This window comes from Streptomyces cavernicola (assembly GCF_029968035.1).
Lineage (GTDB): Bacteria > Actinomycetota > Actinomycetes > Streptomycetales > Streptomycetaceae > Streptomyces > Streptomyces cavernicola.
The window spans coordinates 12604-30433 of record NZ_JASCIQ010000004.1; the positions used below are offsets into that span (position 1 = coordinate 12604).

Below are 17830 nucleotides of genomic sequence, written 5' to 3' on the forward strand. Positions count from 1 at the left end.
ACCACGGGTTCCCGGTCCGCATCTTCCGGATCCACGAACGTGTGGCTCGGCATAGTCGCGGGCTCGACATAGGTCGATGCATAAAAGATCGACGCGTCCGTAGCGGGCGATGGTCTTCGACAGCTGCTTGTCGTCGGCGGCCTCGACCAGCTCGTTGACGAGCTTGGTGGCCAGCGCGTAGCGGACCCGGAAGCCCTGCATGGCCGCCTCGGTGCCCAACGAGATCAGCAAGTGGGATTTGCCGGTGCCGGAGTCGCCGATCAGGCAGAGCGGCTCGCCCTTCTTGACCCACTCGCAAGTCGCGAGCGTGTTGACGGTGGCCGGGTCGACGTTGGGGTTGGCCTCGAAGTCGAAGGCCCGCAGGCTCTTCTCGCGAGGAAAGGACGCCGCCCGGATGCGGCGTTCGGACCGGCGCCGGGCCCGGTCGTCACACTCCGCCATCAACAGCGCAGCGAGGAAGGCCCGGTAGGACATCTGCTCGCGGGCCGCGCCGTCGGTCAATTCCTTGAACTGCTGTCGGATGGTGGGCAGCCGCAGCATGCGGCAAGCCTGGTCGATGGAGGCGGTCGCGGCTTCTTCGGTCAGCCCACGCTTGCGCATCATGATCCTTCTTTCTCGCTGGCCGTGCGGCCAGGCCGCCGTTGCAGAAGCTGGTCGTAGTGGGCCACCGAGGGCAGCGGCGGGGTGTCGGGCGGGAGATGGGACAGTTTCCAGTCAGCGAGCGAGGTGACCGACGCGGTCGGGCCCTCGTCCCCCGTCGCCGGCCCTGCTGCGGCATGGTCCGGAAGGGCGGGTTCGCCCTCGGACTCGCTGAGCTTCCGGGCCTCCAGGGCCACCGCATCGGCGGTCAGAGCCCCTGCGCGGTAGGCGGCGGCCAGCCCGGCCACCATTTGCTCGTGGTCCATGTGCCGGGCCAGCAGCAGCACTTCGATCAGGGCCCGGGTGCCGGCCGCGTCGCCGTGGGCGGCCTTCGCCGCGGACGACCACTTGTCGTGGACTGGCGTGAACCGGCCTGCTGAACGGGCCTGTTCGAGGGCCGTCGAGCCGGGAAAGGCGCCCGGCTTGCGCATCAGGGCCTCCAGGTAGTGGTCCAGGACTAGGCGGGAACCGTGTCGGCCACCGAGCCGCTCGTGGAGGGTGACCACGTTGCGGCCGTCATAGACGACGAGGTCGTTGGCGTGCAGCAGCACCCGCAGCTGACGCCCGATGTAGCGGACCGGAACCGAGTAGGCATTGCCGCGGACCCCGATCTGGCTGAACCGGTTGACCCTCGGGGTGAACCAGCGTCCCGTCTCGAACAGTTCGGTCGGCAGCGGCCTCAGCAGATCCCGTTCCTGGTCGAAGTAGTCGCCGATGGTGCGAGTGCGGCCCCGCAGCCGCCGCACCTCATCGGCCTGGTCCCACTGATCGACCATCGCGTTGAGCTCGGTTAGCGAAGCGACCTCGGGGACCGGAACGAAGTGGTTGCGTCGGAAGTAGCCGATCTGCCCCTCGTCCCCGCCCTTCTCATGAGCGCCCTCGATGCCGGGCCGGCAGTAGAACGCCTCAACTCCCCAATGCGACCGGAACGCCGTCCAACGGTCCGCCTCCACCCGCCCGCGGGAGAAGCCCAGCACGCGTTCGACCGCGGCCCGCAGATTGTCGTAGCGAATATGAGCCCTCGGGACACCGCCCAGGACCCGAAAGGCATGCACGTGCCCTTCGAAGAAGGCTTCCTGACCCGAAGTGGCGAACACCCGGTGCACCGCCTTGCCCGAATACGACAGCCGTAACGAGAAACAGATATACCCGGGTCAGCTGGCCCGCCAGGACCACGTGCAACTCGCCGAAATCCACCTCCGCTTCGGTCTGCGGCACGAACATCGCCTGCGGACCGACGCCGGCATCCCGCCGAATCTGCGGCCGACGGTCCCTCACATAAGTGCGGACCATGGGATACGAGATGTCGACGGCCCCGTGCTCGTCGACGAGCCGGTCGAAGATCCGTTGAGCGGTGTGCCGTTGCTTCGACGGCGCGTCCACATCCGCCCGCAGGATGTCGTCGATCAGCGGCTTGTAAGGATCAAGCCGTGACTCCCGCTGCCGCGGCTTGCGACGCTCCTCCGGCCACTGACCGTCCACAGCCCGCCGTACCGTCCGCCAGGTGACGTTGTACTTGCGCTGAAGAGCCCGCAGCGACATGCCGCCGCGGTGGTCACGGCGGATTGCGGCGTACAGATCGACCTTCGACTGAGACATCCCCATCGAGCCCCCTACGGCAGAAGCACAATCCACCGTCCCACCGCAAGCACCCAGGTGACATCAAAACAAACTGACACCGCAAACCCGGTCAGAAGGCGACTCCCACAGTCACCTCGAAACGACTCCCGCCCTCAGATACAAAGCCAACCACGCCCTGTCCGAGCTGAGCCGGCACCTCGAAAGCGGCTACGTCCTCTACGTTTCCGGTGACTCAACCTGCCACACGCTCGTCGCGGTACGGGCGAGGACCAGGCCGCCGAGCAGGACGACGCCGTGGATCGCGTTGGTACCGGACATCAGGGGGGTGTGCAGGGTGTTGGGAACCTTGGAGATCACGGCGTGGCCGACGAAGCCGGCCAGCACCAGGATCGCCCTTCACCCCCGGGCTGTTGCTCACCGTCCTCAACCTCAGCGGTTACGTCGGCATCCAGTTCGCCGCAGGGTGGCTCGCCCTCCTCTTCGGGCGCCGCACCACGGCCCTGTCCGTCAGCACCGGCATCACCACCGGCTGCCTGCTCGCCATCGCCCTCTACCTGGCAGGCGTGGAGATCGGCGGCATCAACATCGGACTCATCGCCCTGCTGGTCAACCTCGCCCTCGTCTTCGGACTCGGACGCCTCGGCCGCGGCACCGCACCCCACACCCCCATCGCCCGCACCCCCGCAGGCCACCGCGCCCCCACCTCATCGGCCCAACCCGCCCAGCACACCACCGTCAACCCCTGAGAGACGACAAGGAGCCCCGTGGACACCGAAACCTTCCTACGCCGCCTGCCCAAGGGCGACCTCCACCTCCACCTGGCCGGCGCCCTCCGCCCCGCCACACTGGTCGAACTCGCCCGCAAACACGACGTCCCCCTGCGCACCACCGACCCCCAGCACCTCTACAACTTCGCCGACTTCTACGACTTCCTCGACGTCGTCCGCGCCGCCGCCTCCTGCATCCGCGATCACGGCGACTTCGCCCGCGTCGCCTACGAATGCCTGGCCGACGCCGCACAGGCAGGAAACCTCAAATACGCGGAGATGTTCTTCAACCCCACCGACTACCTCCCCGCAGGCGTCCCCTACCGCACCATGGCCGAGGGCTACGCCGAGGGCATCCGCCAGGCCGAGGCCGACCTGGGCGTCACCGGACGCCTCATCCCCTCCATCAACCGCGAACTCGGCCCCGACACTGCACGCCAGATGCTGGACGCGGTGCTCGAGCACCGCATCGAGCAAGTCATCGGCATCGGCATGGACGGCGCCGAACGCAGCGGCCCGCCCGAGCAGTACGCCGAGGTCTATCAAGCAGCAGGCCGCGCAGGGCTGCGCCGCACCGCCCACACCTGCGAGGACAACCAGACCCTCGCCGAGGCCCCGCCCGCCAACATCACCACCACCCTCGACGCCCTCGGCTGCGACCGCATCGACCACGGCTACAACATCCTCGGCGACCCAGCCGTCGTACGGCGCTGCGCCGAGGAAGACACCCCCTTCACCGTCTGCTCCCACACCTGCGTCCCCCAGCGGCTGACCACCCGCTGGAAGACCCTGCGCACCATGCAGCGCGCTGGCCTGTTCATGGTCGTCTGCACCGACGACCCGCCGATGTACCGCACCGACATCGGCACCGCCTATGTCACCATCGCCCGCGAACTCGCCCAAACCCCCGCCGAAGCCGCGCAATCCGCCCTCGCCGCGCTCGACGCCACCTGGCTCGACGACACCGACAAGCGCGCACAACGCAAGGCCTTCACGGACGAAATCGCCGCCCTCACCATCGCACTGGAGAACTGAGGGCACGGGCGGAGGGCGCGCATCGCACCGAGGACGCCACGTCCCGTGACGCAACCCCTGTGCGACACGACACCGTGGGGTGATGGGCCTCACACGCCTCAACTGGCGCGCGCGTACAACCCTTTCGCTGGACCGATGATCAAAGCTGTGCGGCCGCTGTGGCCGTGCGCGATTCGGACCCGCCCGTCCGCGGCCTGCATCCGCCTGTCAACAATCGAAAATGGAGCTTCCACATGTCCCAGCACTCCCGCAGGAAGTGGACGTCCGGCAAGAAGGTGACCCTGGGCGTCAGCGCACTGGCCGCCTCCGGGCTCGCCGTCGGCCTGCTCGTCACGCCGTCCGCGACGGCGGGCGAGACCGGCGCGGCCGAGGCACTGGAGCAGAGCAGGGCCGCGGCCGCCGACGCGGCGGCGGCGAAGGACGCCGCGCCCAAGGCCAGGACCCTGGCCGCGAGCACGGCAGACGCCACCGTCGTCTCCGGTATCACTGTCAACGGCGGCAACAGCGCCCGCGTCGGGACGACGAACACGCAGACGATCACCGTGAAGTGGACGGTCAGCGGCGGGTCGACGCTCTACGGCAGCCACGCGGCGATCTGGCGCGGCACCGACCAGGACAGCGGACTGAAGCAGTACATGCTCTCCGAGCAGTTCGAGGCGGACACCGACCCCTGCATCCAGTCCGCCGACACCACGTTCAGCTGCACGGCCACCTTCAAGATCGACCCGCAGAGCGACCTGACGAACGAGGACGCCGGAGCCTGGAAGATCGAACTCTATGCGGTCACCGACGCGACCACCGACGTGGACACCGACAACGCCATGACCTGGCACCTCAAGCGCTGGTCCCGGCTGAGCAACAACGCGGCCCCCGAGCCGGTCGCCAAGGGCAAGACGATCACGATCACCGGCACGCTGGAGCGCGCCAACTGGGACACCCACAAGTACGCGGGCTACACCCAGCAGACCGTCCGCCTCCAGGAGCGTTCGCTGACCGGCTCGTACGCCACCACCAGCAGCCACCTCACCGGCACCGGCAGCCTGGCAGGCGTAGAGAAGCAGACTCGCACCGCCACCTCCGACCGCTGCTACCGCTACAAGTTCGAGGGCACCTCCACCACCCCGCCCGTCACCGCCACCGGTGACTGCGTGGACGTGCGCTGAGCCTGACGCCGCCGTCGCGGATCAGCCCACCGGCTGATCCGCGATTCCTCACGCTTCGAGATATCGCACCGGTGACGCCAAACCCCGTGACATAAGCTCTGGGCAACAGTGGTCGACCGCCGAACCGGAGGCCCTTCTCGCTGCGGATGCGGGCGCGTTCGCGGCGCTGGGCGGCCAGGAGCTCCGGGTGGCGGGCGTTGGTGTTGCGCCAGCGCAGCTAGCGGTGCAGCTCACAATCTGAACCGTGTGGTTGGGGTGGTCGGAGCTGGCGATGGTGAACTGCCGCACCGGCCCGAAGTGCCCCTCGATCGGGCCCAGGAGGCGTAAGTCGGGGTGAAGCACAGCTCGGCCTTGTTCCTCGCTGCCCACCGGCGGATCCGTCAATTCTTGTGCGCGGACAGGTTGTCGAGGATGACGGTCGGGACGCCGTCGACGCGAGCAGCAACCCGGTGAAGGTTTCCGGTCACAGCACTAGGCGCCGAGAGCGTCAACGCGCCCCCTCCTCAACCCGCGGTCCCGTCTTGCTTGCTGGGACGCGCGCGGGGGCGTCAGACATCAAGTGACGAGACAGTGTGGCCGGATTCGCTCTGCCCGCCCCCAACCGCTGGCTCTGCCCCGCCGAGCGGGACGTTCGACCTTTACGACGACCACCTCGTCTCGACCGAGCTGGCCTCTGCAGTGCGAACTGTCACGGGGGCAGAGCGCCGTGGCTGGGGCATCATCGGCATGCGCTGCTGACCGCGCTGGAGACAAGTCGTCCGGTTACGCCGAATGATGGCGCTTGACCCGCAGTTGAGGCGGATGGTTCCGCCAGGGTCAACCCTCGTAGGGGGTGGGACGGCGGTCCAGGTCGTGGATCCAGGCGGCGCAGGCTTCGGCTACCTGGACTAGCTCGGCGCGCAGCTTGGCAGGGTCTCGTTCGGCCCGACTTCGGCGACTTCCTCAGTGAGAATGTCGTTTCAGGTGCCTCAGCCCGCGCCGAAGGCGTCTCGCACCAGTTGCGGGCAGATTTGACGTAGTCCTGCCAGGGGAGTGGCAGCCCGTCGTCGCCGTACGCGGGGCCAGGTGCACGTGGAGGAGACGGTCTGCGTGGCGAGGGTGCCGACGCTGGTGATGACGTTGAGGTCGCAAGCGAGTTCGGCGCCCAGCTCGGCGGCGCGGGCCATCGTCAGGGCGGTGATGGCCGGGTCGACGACGGCGTTGTCGACGTGGCGGCGAGGGATGACCAGGGTGTGCCCGGAGTTGACGCCGCCGCGGGGCTTGATCCCGAAGGCGTCGTCCCAGTCGCGTACGACGGTGGCGGGCTCGGTGCCCGCAACGATGTGGCAGAACACGCACGTCTCGCTGATGGCCGGGGCACGGTGGACGAGCGGCCCGGCGATGTGGCGGTGGACCACGGTGGTGTCGGCGCCGCGGACGCGCAGCCAGTGGCGAATCTTCGGCTACGGCGACGGCACTTTTCCGGACTAAGACGTCATCCCGTTCGGGCTGTTGAATAGCCTGCAGGCGTGGAAATCGAGCTGAACACTGACGGCTGGTTGGAAGACACACGGACGTCCTATGACACCGTCGCCGCGAGCTATGCGGACCAGGTGCGCAACCTCCTGGACGAAACACCCGAGGAGCGCGCGGTCCTGGCGCTGTTCGCCGACCTGGTGGGCTCCAACGGTGGTGGGCCGGTCGCAGACGTGGGATGTGGGCCGGGGCGGATCACGGCTCACTTGCGCCAGTTGGGCGTGGACGCGTTGGGAGTCGACCTGTCGCCCGGGATGATCGAGGTGGCCCGGCGTGACCACCCCCGCCTGCGGTTCGAACTCGGCTCCATGACGGACCTCGACCTCGGCGATGGCTCGATGGCCGGCCTCGTCGCCTGGTACTCCCTGATCCACATCCCCGACAACGAGATCGGCACGGTCTTCAGGCACTTCCATCGAGTGCTGCAGCCAGGCGGACCGCTGCTCCTCAGCTTTCATGTCGGGGACGGGTCGAAGGCGAAGACGGAGGGCTACGGCGGCCACCCGATGAAGGTCCACGTCCATCGTCGTCGGCACAGCCAGATGATCGGCTGGCTCAACGAAGCCGGCTTCACCGTCGACGAACACAGGACACTCACCTCTGCCGAGAGCGCCCTCGGCGGAATCATCCTCGCGCGCCGTCAGCCTGACACCCAGTGAGATCCCTCATCTGGTAGGCCACCGGTAGCAGATGAGAGGGGCGGGGTAGCCAACGAAGGCGAGTAAGTGTTTGGCGGCATACGAGGTTCTCTCCCCAGGGGCGTACGGGCGAATGTCCGCGGCTGTGGCCGCCGCATGGCCGTTTCTGCGGGCCGGGCGTGGTGGCTGTCCTCGGGTGACGGCGTCCGCCGGTGTGATCCAATGCCCGCGGAGCCGGGACGGGACTCGCGGAGGGAACACGAACACATGTCGACGGTCATACCTGTGCCCGACAACTGGGAGGAGCTGGTCGGTGATTGGGACGGTCTCCGGAACGGCTACCCGCACGGGGACATGGACGAGACGGTACGGGACTGCGTCCGCCGGCTCGGCGAGACGCTGTCGGGGGCGGGCGCGGCGTCGGGTGCGGGGCCACGGGGCGATCTCGTGCTGTTCTGGACCTTGGGCCTGCTGACGGTCGCTCCCTACGTGGGCTTCGGCAACCCCGGTGCGGGAGTCGAGGACGAGGCCGTCGCCGTACTGCGCCGGGCCGCGCGCCGTGACGAAGGCCAGTCGTGCGCGCACGCCTGGCATCCCTACGACATCGACGTCGACGCGTTGCTCGAGGACCTTCCCCTCGAGATGGAGCTGCTGAGCTCCCCGGTCGACCAGGCCCTCGACGGCCTGCTTCCCGAGGATCTGCTTCCCCAGATCTACCGCGATCAACTCGAAGACGACGAGGCCGAACCCGCAAACCTCTCCGGGGCCGAGATCCTCGTCCGCTGGCAATGCCCGCGTACCGCACCGGGATTCGCCCGCGCGGCCCTCGACTACCTGGGCGCAACGGTCCGCTGAGGGCGGCGACTCCTCGGGGCGAGTAGTGGAGCGGTCGGGCAAGCACTCAGCAGGGTTCAGGGGAACTCGCGGAATGTCGCACACACGGGTCGTCCGGAGTGTGCATCGCACTGCGAACGGCGACCGCGGGCCCGGCTACCGGGCCACGGCCGCCGCCACCGCCGCCGAGGCGGGGCCCGCGGCCTCGCCGCGCCGGTATGCAGCTGTGAAGGCCGACTCGCCCAGCGCCTCCCGCGCCCGGTCGGTCGTGCGGTCCACATCGCCGCGCTCCGCCGGGGGCAGCGGGGCGCCGGTGGCGGCGCGGGCGGCGGCGGCCGCGCCCAGCAGCAAGGCCGCCGGCTCCGCCTGCCCGGCCAGCGCCGACGCGGCGGCCAGGCCCTCCAGGGCGAGGGCGACCGCGCGCGGGTCGCCGGTGCCGCGGGCTGCCGTGTATCCCTGCTGGTGGAGCGTCCATGCTCCGGCGGCGTCGCCGCGGAGTTCGGCGATGAAGCCGAGCTCGGCCAGTGGCAGCGCGTTGGCGCCGTCCAGGCCGACTTCTCGGTGCCACGCCAGCACCGCCCGCAGGTGTGTCTCCGCCTCGTCGAGGAGGCCCTCGCGGCGGGCTCCGAGCCCCAGCCCGAGCCGGGCGTTGAGCTCGCCGGCGCGGAATCCGAGTTCCGCGGCGGAGCGCCGGGATTGCTCGTGGTGGTCCCGGGCGGCGCCGAAGTCGCCGGTCAGCAGCGCGATCCGGCCGAGCCCTGAGAGCAGGTCGGCGGCCTGGGTGGTGATGCCGAACTCCCGTGCCGTCGCCAGCGCGTCCCGGTGCAGCCCGGTCGCCCGCGCGTAATCGCCGTGGATCTCGGCCAGCCGCGCCTGCGGATACACCAGCCACAGCCGCCCGCAGGCGTCGCCTACCGCGTCGAACAGGCGCAGGCTCCGGGCCGCGTCCCGCTCGGTGCCCGTGAGGTCGCCGTTCAGCAGCCGCTGCATCGACCGGTCGGAAAGCGCCGCTGCCTCGCCCCACTGGTCGCCGAGCGCAACGGCATCGGCCAGCGCCTGCTCGGTGAGCGCCTCACCCTCGGAGTAGTCGCCGGTGCCGGGCAGCGCGTGCGCCAGGAACCAGCGCGCCCATGCCAGTCCTGCCGCGTCGGCCACTGCCCCGTATTCCTTCAGCGCCGCCTCGCTGCGTGCGGTCCGGTCCTCGCCGTCGCCTGCGAGGATGGCCAGGCCGACGAGCCAGACGCGCGCCCGTGCACGCAGCGCTGTGTCGCCGCCCGTCGGATCGAGCGCGGCGGCCACCGAGCGGCGGGCCTCGGCGAGCCGGCCGCGCATGATCCAGTACCAGGCGAGGGCGTCGACGAGGCGGAGCGCGAACGCCGCGTCGCCGTTCTCGGTCGCCGTGTCGAGCGCCCGGCGCAGATTGGCGTTCTCCGCGTCCAGCACGGCCAGCCATTCGCGCTGGCCGGGGGCGCGCAGCCGCGGCTCGGCGGACTCGGCCAGGCCGGTGTAGTACGCCAGGTGGCGCTCGCGTACGGCCGTGAGCTCGCCGGCCTCGGCCATCCGCTCGACGCAGTACGCCGCGACCGACTCCAGCAGCCGGTAGCGCTCGCCCGCCACGACCACCAGCGAGCGGTCCACCAGCCGGGCCAGCACATCGAGTACGTCGTCGCCGTCCACACCGGCACCGCCGCACACCGCTTCGGCAGCCCGCAGCGTGCAGCCCTCGGCGTGCACGGCGAGCCGGCGCAGCACCGTGCGCTCCGGCCCGTTCAGCAGGTCCCAGCTCCAGTCGATCATCGCCCGCAGTGTCTGCTGTCTGGCAGGGGCGCCGCGGGGCCCGGCGCGCAACAGCCGGAACCGGTCGTCCAGGCGCTCCAGGAGCTGCTCCACGCCCAGCACCCGCACCCGGGTGGCGGCCAGCTCCAGCGCGAGCGGGATCCCGTCAAGACGCCGGCAGATGGCCGCCACCGCATCCCGGTTGCTGTCGTCGAGTACGAAGCCGGGCGCCGCGGCCGCGCTCCGGGCCGCGAACAGCTCGACGGCGCCTTCGGGTGTCAGCGGCGGCACCGCCCACAGGATCTCGCCGGCCAGCGCGAGTGGCTCCTGGCTCGTGGTCATCACCACCAGCCCCGGTGCGGTGCGCAGCAGCAGCTCGACCAGCGTCGCGGCCTGGTCCACGACGTGCTCGCAGTTGTCGAGCACCAGCAGCATCCGCTTGCCGCTCAGCACTTCGGCGAGCCGGCCCGCGGCGTCGGGGGCTGCGCCGCCCTCCGGCCGTACGCCCCAGGCTCCGTCGTCGCGCAGCCCCATCGTGGCGGCGATGACCTCGGCCAGGTCGGTTCCGGCGCCCGCGCCGACGAGTTCGACCAGCCACTCGCCGTCCGGGTAGCTGCCTTCCAGCCGTTGGGCGACGGCCAGCGCGAGCCGGGTTTTGCCGACGCCGCCGGGGCCGGTGAGGGTGACCAGCCGCCGCCCGGCGATGACCTCGGCCACCTCGGCGACGGCCTCGTCGCGGGCGATGAGGCCGCTGAGCGGGGCGAGGATGTTGCCGCGCGCCCTGGCCGGGGCGGCGGGGGCGACCGGCTCCTGCCGTAACAGCGCCCCGTGCAGCTCGGTCAGTTCCGGGCTCGGGTCGATGCCCAGCTCGTCGGCGAGCCGGGCGCGCAGGTCCGCGTAGCCGGCGAGCGCCTCGCTCTGCCGCCCGGACCGGTACAGCGCCCGCAGCTGTACCGCGCGCAGCCGCTCCCGCAGCGGATACCGGTCCACCAGACCGGCCAGCTCGCCGGTCAGCTGCGCGTGCTGGCCCGCCTCCAGCCGCGCCTCGGCCTGCTCCTCCAGTACGACGAGCCGGTCCTCCTCCAGCCGGTCGATCGCCGCCCGGGTGAAGGCGTGGCCGTCGAAGTCGGCGAACGCAGGTCCCCGCCACAGTGCCAGGGCGTCACCCAGCAGCCCGGCACGTACCCGCGCATCGGATGCGTCCCTGGCCTGCGCGGCGAGGGTGGCGAAGCGATGGGAGTCCAGCGCCCCCTCGGGCACGGACAGCTGGTAGCCGGGTGCACGGGAGACGACGAGGCCGCGCCCGCCCGGCTCGGCCTCGTCCAGCACGCGGCGCAGCTGGGAGACCTTCGCCTGCAGCGCCCGCGCCGGGTTGCCCGGCGGCTGTTCGCCCCACAGATCGTCGATCAGCCGGTGCGCGGCGACGGGCCGACCCGGATCCACGAGCAGGGAGGCGAGCAGGGTTCGGACCTTGAGCTCCGGGACCCGGACGGGACGCCCGTCATCGGTCCGGACAGCCATCTCCCCCAGCACCCCGAATTGCATGCGGCCCACCGTAACGGGCCGTCCGAACAGCTCCGAACCGGGCCGTAACCGCATCCGAGCCGGACCCGAACAGGTGGGCGGCACTGTTCTTCTCACCAGCGCACCGCACAACACCTCAAGGAGCAGATCATGGGACGCAATATCGGAAAGACGGCACTGGTCACCGGCGGCAGCCGCGGCATCGGCCGGGCCATCGCCCTGCGGCTGGCCGCGGACGGAGCCCGCGTCGGCGTGCACTACGCGGCCAACGAGACCGCGGCGAAGGAGACGGTCACCGCCATCGAGGCCGCGGGCGGCAGCGCCTTCCACTTCGGTACGGAGCTGGGTGTACCCGGCGATGCCGACGCGCTGTGGGAGGCCTTCGACGAGCACGCCGACGGGCTCGACATCCTGGTCAACAACGCGGGTGTCGCCGGGCCCGGCACCATCCACGACGTCAGCGAGGCCGCCTACGACAAGATCTTCGCGGTCAACGCCAAGGCGCCCTTCTTCGTCATCCAGAAGGGCCTGGACCGGCTGCGCGACGGCGGCCGCATCGTGAACGTCTCCTCCGGCGTCACCAAGGTCGCCTTCCCCGGCATGACCGCGTACGCCGCCAGCAAGGGTGCGGTGGAGGTGCTCACCCTGACCCTCGCGCAGACCCTGGGCGAGCGCGGCATCACTGTCAACGCCGTCTCCCCCGGCACCATCGAGACCGATATCCACCCCTGGATGGCCGACCCCGACGCCAAGGCGCACGCCGCCGCCTTCTCCGTCTTCAACCGCGTCGGGCAGCCCGACGATGTCGCCGACGTCGTCGCCTTCCTCGCCTCCCCCGACGCCCGCTGGATCACCGGCCAGAACATCGACGCCAGCGGCGGATCCGGCCTGGGCATCTGACAGCCCCGCCTCCCGCCACGCCACGTCTGCTGACACGCCACGTCTGCTGACACGCCTGCTGAAGAAGGACAGCCATGTCACACACCCTCCTCGTCGTCGCCCACCCCCGCACCGACTCGCTGACCGCCCAGGTTGCCGCCCGCCTGCACGCGGCCGTCAAGGACCGTGGCGACAGCATGGACATGCTCGACCTGTACGCCGAGGGCTTCGACCCGCGGCTGGGTGAGCCCGACGAGCCGGACTGGGAGGACCGGGAGAAGCGCTACTCCCCCGAGGTGCACGCCCACATGGAGCGCGTCGCCGCGGCCGACGAGATCATCGTGGTCTTCCCGGTGTGGTGGTTCGGCCTGCCGGCCATCGCCAAGGGCTGGATCGACCGGGTCTGGAACTACGGGTTCGCCTACGGCCGCAGCAAGCCGTGCCTGCGGGGCAAGCGGATGCGGTGGCTGGGCCTGGCCGGCGGGAGCGAGCAGGACTACGCGGACGCCGGCCTTGCCGCCGCGATGGACGTGCAACTGCGCGTGGGCGTCTCCGAGTTCTGCGGCATCGACGACGCGGCGGTGCACCTCGTGTACGGCACCGAACTCTCGGGCGTTCCCGCAACGGCCCGCCCCGACCACGTCCACCGGATCCTCGACACCGCAGAGGCGGCGATCTCGTCATGAACTCCCCCACCCCTGACCGCGCGGGCGCCCGCCAGTGGCTGGGCCTGGCCGTACTCCTCCTCCCCGTGGCGCTGATGACCGCCGACCTCGGCGTGCTGTGGCTGGCCACGCCATATCTGACCGCCGATCTGCGGCCGTCCAGCGCCGAGCAGCTGTGGATCACCGACATCTACGGCTTCCTCACCGCGGGCACTCTCGTGATCATGGGAACGCTCGGCGACCGCATCGGCCGCCGCAAGCTCCTCATCACCGGCGCGGCCGGCTTCGCCGCGGCCTCGGTGATCGCGGCGTACGCCCCCGACGCGGAGACGCTGATCGCCGCCCGCGCGGTGCTCGGCATCGCCGGCGCGGCGGTGCTGCCGTCGACGCTGGCGCTGATCAGCCACATGTTCGCCGACCCCCGCCAGCGGGCCACCGCCATCGCCATGTGGGTGACCGCGCTGTCCGTCGGCCTCGCCCTCGGACCGGTCGCCGGCGGGATGCTGCTGGACAGCTGGTGGTGGGGATCGACGTTCCTGATGAGCCTGCCGATCATGGTGCCGGTGCTCGTGGTCGCCCCGCTCCTGCTGCCCGAATACCGCGACCCGGCAGCCGGTCGCCTTGACCTGGCGAGCGTGGCCCTCTTCCTGCTGGCCGTGCTGCCCCTGGTCTACGGCATCAAGACGCTCGCCGAGCACGGCCCGGGTGCGGAGGCAGCGGCGGCGTTCGGCGCGGGCACGCTCTTCGCGGTCGCCTTCATCCGCCGCCAGCACGGGCTGCCGGCCCCGCTGCTCGACCTGCGGCTGTTCCGCCACCGGGCATTCACCGGCGCACTGCTCACGCTGCTGCTCGGAATGATCGCCCTGAACGGTGTCGAGTATCTGCTCCCGCAGTACCTCCAGGCCGTCACCGGTCTCTCGCCGCTTGCGGCCGGACTGTGGCTGCTGCCAGGTGCGGCAGGCCTGGTGGCCGGCTCGCAGCTGACGCCTCCGCTGGCCCGGCGGATCCGCCCCGCGCACGTCCTCGCCGGCGGCCTGTTCGTGTCACTCGCCGGATACACGGCAATGACCGCGACCACCGGTGTGGTGGCCCCGTCCCTGGCGCTCGCGGTGATCATGTTCGGGGTGGCGCCGATCAGCGTGCTGGGCACCGTCCTCGCGGTGGGCGCCGCACCCGACGAAAAGGCGGGCGCCGCGGCGGCCACCGGCCAGACCGCGTACGACCTGGGTCTGGCCCTCGGCATCGCGATCACCGGCAGCGTGGCCACCGCCGTCTATCGCGGCGGCATCCCGGCCGACGCCCCGCCGGAGGCGAAGGACACCCTGGGCGCGGCGTTGGCGGCGGCCGAGCGCCTGCCGGCCGGCGGCGCGGATCTGGCTGCGGCGGCCCGGGAGGCGTTCACCTCAGGACTGCAGACCGCGGCGACGGTGAGCGCAGGTTTCGCGCTGGTGACGGTGGCCGTGGTGCTGACCCTGCTGCGCCGGGTACCGCCGATCTCGGCGGCTGCGCCGGAGGAGCCGGTGGCGCGGGGTGCCGAAGCGCCGCAGGGGGAGGCGCAGTTGGCACGGCAGGCGTGAGCGGGCTGCCACGACCGGAGGCCCCCGTCCGAGCGGAACACATGCCCGATCTGACTCTGGAGGGCGCCTCGAACGGCATCGCGCCGTCGCCGAGCGGCTCGCGTACCGACTGCAAGAGGAGCAGCGGACCATCCGAGCCCTTGAGGGGGAGGCCGCCGAGTGGGCTCCTCGGCGCGAGGTCGCGTTTCGGGAGAGTCGGGAGAGGCGGTACGCGGTCGAGGAGACGTGGACGGACGACCTGCGGGTCCGACTCCGCCGTGGCGGTTGCCGCCGAAACCCGAACGCGCGACTGCCTTCCGGCCGAGGAGGCCGCGGCCCAGGGGCGCGACCGGCGACTCATGCCATGCGACCTGTGCTACCCGTTCGCCGGCCTCCGCGACGTGCGTATGCCGCGGGCGGAGAGCGACGAAGGAGCGTGGCCCCCTGTTTCGGACCTTGCCGAAACACCTGGAGTCCCTCACTCGGGCGGTTGACAGTCGTGACGAGTGACCACGATCGAAGGGGGAACGAGCGTGAAGATCAAGAAGACGGTGGCGCGTGCCACCGCGGTGGCACTGCTCGCGACAGGAGGCACGGCCGTCAGCACCGCCACCGCAGCGGCCGGCGAAAGCAACGGCTCGCCCACGGGCGGTGTGGCGCCGATGGGCGACACCGCCGGCTCGCCTGGCGGTTCGAGCTTGGCGGCGATGGGCGACGGCGACGGCTCGCCCGGCAGTTCGGGGATCGCGCCCGCAGGCGAGCCAGGCGGTTCGCCCAGCGGCGGTGTGGCGCCGCTGTTCGACGGCGATGGGGCGGGCGACGACTACTAGATGCCGGGCGTGCCCAGCGTCGCACCGTGGAGGTACGAGCGCTCCGATAGTCGTGCACCCGCCGCAGGGAACGGGCGGGCACCACGTCACCGCAAAAGGCCACATCCTCGGTCTCGCCCACGACGACGCTGCGGGACCTCCGGGTCACTGCACGGCAGCCGTCCCTGCGTGATCTCGCGACCGGGCTGCTGTCCCCGGTGGCGGTGGGAGCTACCTGCCGCGTACCACCATCGGGGATGCCCTCAGCGGCAAGCGCGCGTGCACCGACGTTGTGTTGCTGCACTTCGTAAAGGCGTACGGCGTTACCCGCGAGTCCGAAATCCAGCAGTGGATGAACGCGTGGAAGCGTGCACATCTGCACGTGCCGCTGATCGCCGGCGTGGTGCTGCTCGCGTTGGGACTCAAGAAGGTCCTGGAGTACGTGAGCGCCCCTGTGCACCACGGCCTCGCCGACCCGCTGAAGGGTGTCGGGCTCACCGCGCTGGTCGGAGACGTCACGTGGTACTTGCTGGGGCACGTCGCGTTCATGTGGTGTGTCCTGCACGTCTTCAACGTGCAGCGCGCGGTGCTGGCCGTCCTGGTGGCGTTCGAGAGGCGGTTCGGCCTGCCGTAAGGAGGAGAAGTAGCGGGCGGGAGCGCGGGTCCGCTGCCGCCCGATTACCTCGTTCCGGCGGGCGGGTCGGCGAACACCCCTTCCAGCATGCCGGTAGCCTGGCCGACCTCGATGAGATAACCGTCGGGGTCTCGGAGATAGCAGCGCAACTCGGCTTTCCGGTCGATGGGCGGGGTCAGGAATTCCGCCCCCTTGGCGCTCCATTCCCGGTAGCAGGCGTCGATGTCGGCCACACGGATGTTGAGGAAACTCGACGTGGTGTTGGGGTCATCGGGCGGCTGCAGCGTCACATCGGGCTTGTCGGGGGTCGGGCCGCCGCCGGGGTTCATGATGATCCAGCCATTGGCGAGCTTGATGATGCACGGGTTCTCTTCCAGCACCACGGTGCCGCCCAGGACATCCGCGTAGAAGGCGCGCGACCGGGGCACGTCCCGCACGGTCAAGAAGTGGGTGAGGAGCACCCCGGTGACCGGGGCAGGCAGGTCGCCTCGCTGCATTCGCGGGTCCCCTTCACTGGTGTCGACTGCTTCAAAACTCCAGGACCAACCTCACGCGTCGCTCCAACCCATAGTGCACCCGGAGTGGCTTTGTTCACGAGAACCGACAGCACATGTACGCGAGTTCGGGAGGCACTCGAAGCTCTGCAGAAATCGAACAGTTCATGACTTCAGGCAGAACGGGCCCCTGCCGAGACTTCAGCAGGGGCCCACGGTGTAGAGAGCTGCGGAGGGCCGGTACCTGTCCTCGATGAGCGGCATGCCATCTGACATCAGCTACCGCATGCTGCCGGTCTGACGGCCCGGCCTCACTTCAGATGGAGGGTGAGGAACTGGGCCGCGGCGTCCCCCGCGAACTGCGGGACGCCGGTGTGTCCGCCCATGTTGGCGTGCAGCGACTTCTCCTTGGAGCCGAAGGCGTCGAACAGGTCCAGGGCCGCCTGCCGGTCGTTCCCTTCGTCGTCCCACTGCAGCAGGACGTGCAGCGGAATGGTGACCTGCCGGGCCTCCTCGAACATGGCGCGAGGCACGAAACTCCCGGCGAACAGAACAGCGGCCGAGATGCGCGGTTCAACCACAGCCAGCCGGATGCCGAGGGAGATCACTCCCCCCGAGTACCCGACCGGACCACCGATCTCGGGCAGCGACAGCAGGGCGTCAAGGACGGCCTGCCATTCCGGGACCGCCTTGTCGACCAGCGGGAGGATGAGGGCGTCGACGATCTCGTCGCTGACCGGCGCGCCGGCCTCCATCGCCCGGCGCAAGTCAGCGCGGGCCTGCTCGCCGGCGGGCCAGCGGGGCCGGTCGCCGCTCCCGGGGAGCTCGATGGTGGCCGTGGCGAAGCCCTCCGCCGCGGAATGCCGGGCTCGGGCCACCAGTCGGGGGTACATCTTGCGCAGCCCGAGGGGAGGGTGGCCGAGCAGGATCAGCGGCGCCGGTACGGATGCGGATCCGGGCGTCCACAGGATGCCGGGGATCTCACCGAGGGTGAATTCGCGTTCGAGGACGCCGTCGTCGAGGCGCTGCTCAGAAGTGAAATGCATGGTCGTGCCTTTCGGGAGTGCACTGGAACGGCGCTCCCGGACGACCTGTCTATCGCCCGACCGTGACCCCGGAGGGGAGCACCCATGTCGATACTGCGTTCACGGGTACCACCTCCTCGATCTCTCGCACGGCCTCCGGAAATGTAGCGGTGGTCGCCCTCGTCCGCCAACGGGTTTTTGCGGAGTCTCCGTTGCGCCGCCGCAGAGCCGCCGCTCGGGAAGTGGGGTGCACCGGCGCTGTCGTTTCTCGTGATCACCGAACACGACGCACCGCC

The 17830-nt window shown here is 70.4% G+C and carries 15 protein-coding genes and 3 pseudogenes; 10 read left to right on the forward strand and 8 right to left on the reverse strand.

Translation table 11 applies throughout. From position 1 onward, the window contains the following. Window positions 1-72 precede the first annotated feature (72 nt). The 3 genes and pseudogenes from QIS96_RS04965 to QIS96_RS04975 form a co-directional block, all read right to left on the reverse strand. Window positions 73-603, reverse strand: a pseudogene (locus QIS96_RS04965) (ATP-binding protein); the annotation flags it as partial. Next, window positions 600-2238: pseudogene (gene istA / locus QIS96_RS04970) on the reverse strand (IS21 family transposase). The pseudogenes istA and QIS96_RS04965, both read right to left, overlap by 4 nt. Window positions 2239-2436: 198 nt before the next feature. After that, a complete protein-coding gene (locus QIS96_RS04975; RefSeq protein ID WP_282541132.1) occupies window positions 2437-2604 on the reverse strand; it encodes a proton-translocating transhydrogenase family protein in 168 nt (55 codons plus the stop codon). A gap of 26 nt (window positions 2605-2630) precedes the next feature. Here QIS96_RS04975 and QIS96_RS04980 point away from each other — a divergent pair, with 26 nt between their 5' ends. The 3 genes from QIS96_RS04980 to QIS96_RS04990 all read left to right on the forward strand — a co-directional run bounded on the left by QIS96_RS04980 (window position 2631) and on the right by QIS96_RS04990 (window position 5185). Beyond that, entirely contained in the window at window positions 2631-2966 is a 336-nt protein-coding gene (locus QIS96_RS04980) for a hypothetical protein (RefSeq protein WP_282541133.1), read from the forward strand. Between the two features lie 18 nt (window positions 2967-2984). Then, complete coding sequence (add, locus tag QIS96_RS04985; protein WP_282541134.1) at window positions 2985-4022, forward strand: adenosine deaminase; 1038 nt, start codon at window positions 2985-2987, stop codon at window positions 4020-4022. A gap of 233 nt (window positions 4023-4255) precedes the next feature. Then, entirely contained in the window at window positions 4256-5185 is a 930-nt protein-coding gene (locus QIS96_RS04990; RefSeq protein WP_282541135.1) for a calcium-binding protein, read from the forward strand. A 112-nt stretch (window positions 5186-5297) separates the two neighbouring features. Here QIS96_RS04990 and QIS96_RS04995 read toward each other — a convergent pair. Then, window positions 5298-5628: pseudogene (locus QIS96_RS04995) on the reverse strand (transposase); the annotation flags it as partial. 525 nt (window positions 5629-6153) lie between these two features. Continuing rightward, window positions 6154-6582, reverse strand: coding sequence for an HIT family protein (locus QIS96_RS05000; RefSeq protein ID WP_282541136.1), 429 nt, complete (start codon window positions 6580-6582; stop codon window positions 6154-6156). 123 nt (window positions 6583-6705) lie between these two features. Between QIS96_RS05000 and QIS96_RS05005 the strand changes: the two genes are divergently transcribed. Both QIS96_RS05005 and QIS96_RS05010 read left to right on the forward strand, forming a co-directional pair. Beyond that, window positions 6706-7359 (forward strand): class I SAM-dependent DNA methyltransferase, encoded by a 654-nt coding sequence (locus QIS96_RS05005; protein WP_282541358.1) that lies wholly within the window; start codon window positions 6706-6708, stop codon window positions 7357-7359. A 246-nt stretch (window positions 7360-7605) separates the two neighbouring features. Further along, on the forward strand, window positions 7606-8193 hold the full coding sequence (locus tag QIS96_RS05010) for a hypothetical protein (RefSeq protein ID WP_282541137.1): 588 nt from the start codon (window positions 7606-7608) through the stop codon (window positions 8191-8193). 135 nt (window positions 8194-8328) lie between these two features. On the opposite strand, the gene QIS96_RS05015 is transcribed toward QIS96_RS05010, so the two are convergent. Then, window positions 8329-11493, reverse strand: coding sequence for a BTAD domain-containing putative transcriptional regulator (locus QIS96_RS05015; RefSeq protein ID WP_282541138.1), 3165 nt, complete (start codon window positions 11491-11493; stop codon window positions 8329-8331). A 129-nt stretch (window positions 11494-11622) separates the two neighbouring features. On the opposite strand from QIS96_RS05015, the gene QIS96_RS05020 reads away from it, so the two are divergent. From QIS96_RS05020 to QIS96_RS05040, 5 genes are all read left to right on the forward strand, one after another. Further along, window positions 11623-12372, forward strand: a complete 750-nt coding sequence (locus tag QIS96_RS05020) for an SDR family oxidoreductase (RefSeq protein WP_282541139.1) — start codon at window positions 11623-11625, stop codon at window positions 12370-12372. Window positions 12373-12446: 74 nt separating this feature from the next. After that, complete coding sequence (locus QIS96_RS05025) at window positions 12447-13037, forward strand: NAD(P)H oxidoreductase (protein WP_282541140.1); 591 nt, start codon at window positions 12447-12449, stop codon at window positions 13035-13037. Continuing rightward, window positions 13034-14593: an MFS transporter gene (locus QIS96_RS05030; protein ID WP_282541141.1), complete on the forward strand. Its 1560-nt coding sequence runs from the start codon at window positions 13034-13036 to the stop codon at window positions 14591-14593. Before QIS96_RS05025 ends, QIS96_RS05030 begins: the two co-directional genes overlap by 4 nt. Before the next feature lie 512 nt (window positions 14594-15105). After that, window positions 15106-15402 (forward strand): hypothetical protein, encoded by a 297-nt coding sequence (locus QIS96_RS05035; RefSeq protein WP_282541142.1) that lies wholly within the window; start codon window positions 15106-15108, stop codon window positions 15400-15402. A gap of 274 nt (window positions 15403-15676) precedes the next feature. Then, entirely contained in the window at window positions 15677-16015 is a 339-nt protein-coding gene (locus tag QIS96_RS05040; RefSeq protein ID WP_282541143.1) for a low temperature requirement protein A, read from the forward strand. A 44-nt stretch (window positions 16016-16059) separates the two neighbouring features. On the opposite strand, the gene QIS96_RS05045 is transcribed toward QIS96_RS05040, so the two are convergent. Next, window positions 16060-16512 carry a VOC family protein gene (locus QIS96_RS05045; protein WP_282541144.1) on the reverse strand — a complete coding sequence of 151 codons (453 nt, stop codon included), beginning with the start codon at window positions 16510-16512 and terminating at the stop codon, window positions 16060-16062. 308 nt (window positions 16513-16820) lie between these two features. Further along, window positions 16821-17555: a dienelactone hydrolase family protein gene (locus QIS96_RS05050; protein ID WP_282541145.1), complete on the reverse strand. Its 735-nt coding sequence runs from the start codon at window positions 17553-17555 to the stop codon at window positions 16821-16823. Window positions 17556-17830: the final 275 nt, after the last annotated feature.

Coding starts and splice junctions, on each gene's coding strand:
- QIS96_RS05045 (WP_282541144.1), bottom strand. CDS start 16,512: ATGCAGCGAGGCGACCTGCCTGCCCCGGTCACCGGGGTGCTCCTCACC.
- QIS96_RS05050 (WP_282541145.1), bottom strand. CDS start 17,555: ATGCATTTCACTTCTGAGCAGCGCCTCGACGACGGCGTCCTCGAACGC.
- QIS96_RS05010 (WP_282541137.1), top strand. CDS start 7,606: ATGTCGACGGTCATACCTGTGCCCGACAACTGGGAGGAGCTGGTCGGT.
- QIS96_RS05025 (WP_282541140.1), top strand. CDS start 12,447: ATGTCACACACCCTCCTCGTCGTCGCCCACCCCCGCACCGACTCGCTG.
- QIS96_RS05015 (WP_282541138.1), bottom strand. CDS start 11,493: ATGCAATTCGGGGTGCTGGGGGAGATGGCTGTCCGGACCGATGACGGG.
- QIS96_RS05020 (WP_282541139.1), top strand. CDS start 11,623: ATGGGACGCAATATCGGAAAGACGGCACTGGTCACCGGCGGCAGCCGC.
- QIS96_RS04990 (WP_282541135.1), top strand. CDS start 4,256: ATGTCCCAGCACTCCCGCAGGAAGTGGACGTCCGGCAAGAAGGTGACC.
- QIS96_RS05030 (WP_282541141.1), top strand. CDS start 13,034: ATGAACTCCCCCACCCCTGACCGCGCGGGCGCCCGCCAGTGGCTGGGC.